Origin of the sequence: Streptomyces sp., assembly GCF_036524955.1 — a bacterium.
In the GTDB taxonomy this organism is placed as follows: Bacteria; Actinomycetota; Actinomycetes; order Streptomycetales; family Streptomycetaceae; genus Actinacidiphila.
In genome coordinates, this window is the sequence record NZ_DATDBG010000085.1 from 1 (window position 1) to 2857 (window position 2857).

Here is a 2857-nt window from a genome sequence, read left to right on the forward strand (position 1 = left end):
GCGGTGATGCTGCTCGCCGCGCTGCTCGGGCTGCGGTCGGGAGACATCAAGGGACTGCAGTTCGACCAGATCGACTGGGCGAACCGGCGACTGTCCTTGGTCCAGCGCAAGACTGGTCGACGCCTCGACCTGCCACTTCCCGATGAATGCGCTCTGGCGATCATCGACTACTGGAAGAACGAGCGGCCCGAGGTCGAGGACCCGCACGTGTTCCTGCGCCGCAGGGCACCTCTGCAGCCGCCGGCGGCGGGGAACCACTTCCACCAGGTGGTGTCCGGGTGCTTCGCCCGGGCAGGGGTCGAGATGTCCGAGCGACACCGGGGGCTGCATGCCCTGCGGCACTCCGCGGCGGTCGGGATGCTCGAGTCCGGCATTGGTTACCCGGTGATCGGCGCGGTGCTGGGGCACGCCGACGCGAACACCACCCGCCGGTATCTGCGGGTGGACGTCGCCCACCTGCGCCCGTTGGCGCTGGAGGTGCCCGATGGCCGCTGAGATCACCGCGGACGGGGCGTTCCCCGAGCTGTTCAGCGAGTACGTCGACTACAAGCGGAACCTCGGCTACGTCTACCCCGACAGCCGGCTCTACCTGGTCCGGCGCCTGTCGAGATTCCTGGCCGGGCGGGCTCCCGACCAGCGGGTGCTGCCCAGGGCCGCGGCCGAAGAGTTCGCCCGGCCCCGCGACGCAGAGTCCGCCGGCTCTGCCGCTGGCAGGCGGGGGATCGCCCGCCAGTTCGCCCTGTTCCTGCGATGGAAGGGCATCGAGGCGTGGGTGCTGCCGGAACGCTCGCAGCCGCGCCAGTTCCGCTCGTTCACGCCCCGGATCGTCACCGCCGAGGAGATGGCCCGGGTGATCGCGTGCGCCGACGCCCGACCGGCGTCGCGGTGCGGGCCGCAGACCCAGCCGGTCTACGCGATGCTCGTCCGCCTCCTGTGGTGCTGCGGGCTGCGGATCGGGGAGGCATTGTCGTTGCGGGTCGGCGACGTGGACCTGGCCCAGGGAGTGATCACCGTCCGCAAGGCCAAGCACAACCGGACCCGACTGGTGCCGATGTCGCAGTCCCTGGCGGCGCACGCCCACCACTACGCGGACGCTGTCGGCCTTGTCCTCGAGGATCCCCAGGCGTGGTTCTTCCCGTCCCCGCGGGGCAGGGGCTACAACCCCTGCTCGGCCACCGCGCACCTTCAGCGGCTGATGCTCGAAGCGGGTGTCACCACGGCCACCGGCCGCGCTCCTCGCGCCCATGACCTTCGCCATTCCTACGCGGTGGCCTGCCTGGCGAAGATGCAGGCCGACGGGGTGGACGTCTACGCGGCGCTGCCGTTGCTGGCCACCTACATGGGACACGCCGACATCATCTCCGCGGAGTACTACCTGCGCCTCGATCCGTCGGCCTGGGCCGGCATCGAGCAGGCCATGGCCCACACCTACGCGGACGTCTTCCCGCACGGGACGGTGTGAGATGGCCGCCGCCCGACCGTTTGCCGACACGCTCGCCCAGTTCCTCACCATCTACCTCCCCGTCACCCGTGCCTGCTCCCGACATACCGTGTCTTCCTACCGGGACGCGTTCACGTTGTTCTTGCGGTTCATGGACCAACAGCAAGCGACCCCGCCGGACAAGGTCTCCTTCGTCGACTTCACCGCGCCGAACGTGGCGTCCTTCCTCGGCTGGCTGCGCACCGACCGACAATGCTCTACCGCCACCGCCAACCAACGCCTGGCCGCGTTGAAGTCGTTCTTCCGTTACGTCCAGTCCCAGGCCCCCGAGCAGGTCGCACAAGCCCAGCAGGTCCTGGGCGTCAAAGCCGCCCAGGCCCCGGAGCCGGCTATCGGCTACCTGCCCGTGGAAGCGGTCGGGTTGCTGCTGGAGCACGCCAGACGTCGCGGACCACGCGACCTGGCGTTGCTGACGACGCTCTACGACACCGGCGCCAGAGTCCAGGAGGCCTGCGACCTGTCGGTCAGGGACCTTCACCTCGACAGACCCGCCAGCGCCACCCTGACCGGGAAGGGCCGCAAATCCCGCGTCGTGCCACTGACTCCACAGGCGGCGCAGATCCTCACCCAGCACGTCCGCGCCCTTCCCCACGATCCGACCGGGCCCGTATTCACCAACAGGGCCGGAGAACAGCTGGGGCGCGCCGGTGCCGCCTACATCCTGGCCAGATGCGCACACGCCGCGCACGCCGAACGGCCCGAACTCGTGCCCGAGAAGGTCTCCCCCCACATGCTGCGTCATTCAAAGGCGATGCACCTGCTGGAAAACGGAGTCAACCTCATCTACATCCGCGACATCCTCGGGCACGCCTCCATCGTCACAACCGAGGTCTACGCCAAAGCCAACCCAGAGATGAAGCGCCAAGCCATCGAAGCAGCTGCTGCGCACACCCTCGGGCCCAGCCGGTATGACCAGGCCTCTCGGCAGGACCTGCTCACCTGGCTCCGTCAAGCAATCTGAGCCACTGTTATGCGAAGAAACCAGGCCCACCCGAGGCCCCCACCAGCGCAAACACCGACACCTTCACATAACCGAAGGCTTCACATCAGACGAGAAACCGTTCCAGCTGCTCGGCCACGCCCGCGACCCGCTCCCCGCCAGCCCCGGCTCAGATCTGCAGGTGGACTCCGAGTACGTCCGGCACGGGACCTGCTCGATCTTCGTCTGGGTCGAGCCGCTGCGCGGCTGGCGTCACGTGGACGCCCAGCCGCAGCGGACCAGGATCGACAGGGCCCACCAGGTCGAGCGGCTGCTCACCCTCGACTATCCCGACGCCGAGACCGTGGTGCTGGTCATGGACAACCTCAACACCCACGGCATCGGGTCGCTCTACGAGGCGTTCGAACCGACCAGGG

General features: G+C 68.6%; 4 protein-coding genes. All 4 read left to right on the plus strand.

Translation table 11 applies throughout. From position 1 onward, the window contains the following. A partial coding sequence (locus tag VIW71_RS07810) for a tyrosine-type recombinase/integrase (RefSeq protein WP_331621284.1) occupies positions 1-495 on the plus strand: 495 nt, incomplete at its 5' end. After that, positions 485-1462: a tyrosine-type recombinase/integrase gene (locus tag VIW71_RS07815; protein ID WP_331621285.1), complete on the plus strand. Its 978-nt coding sequence runs from the start codon at positions 485-487 to the stop codon at positions 1460-1462. The genes VIW71_RS07810 and VIW71_RS07815, both read left to right, overlap by 11 nt. Before the next feature lies 1 nt (position 1463). Further along, a complete protein-coding gene (locus tag VIW71_RS07820; RefSeq protein WP_331621286.1) occupies positions 1464-2462 on the plus strand; it encodes a tyrosine-type recombinase/integrase in 999 nt (332 codons plus the stop codon). Continuing rightward, positions 2410-2857 (plus strand): transposase (locus VIW71_RS07825; RefSeq protein WP_331621287.1); only part of this gene is annotated, 448 nt, incomplete at its 3' end. The genes VIW71_RS07820 and VIW71_RS07825, both read left to right, overlap by 53 nt.

Bases quoted from the DNA above. Each gene is read 5' to 3' on its own strand.
- VIW71_RS07815 (WP_331621285.1), top strand. From the start codon at position 485: ATGGCCGCTGAGATCACCGCGGACGGGGCGTTCCCCGAGCTGTTCAGC.
- VIW71_RS07820 (WP_331621286.1), top strand. From the start codon at position 1,464: ATGGCCGCCGCCCGACCGTTTGCCGACACGCTCGCCCAGTTCCTCACC.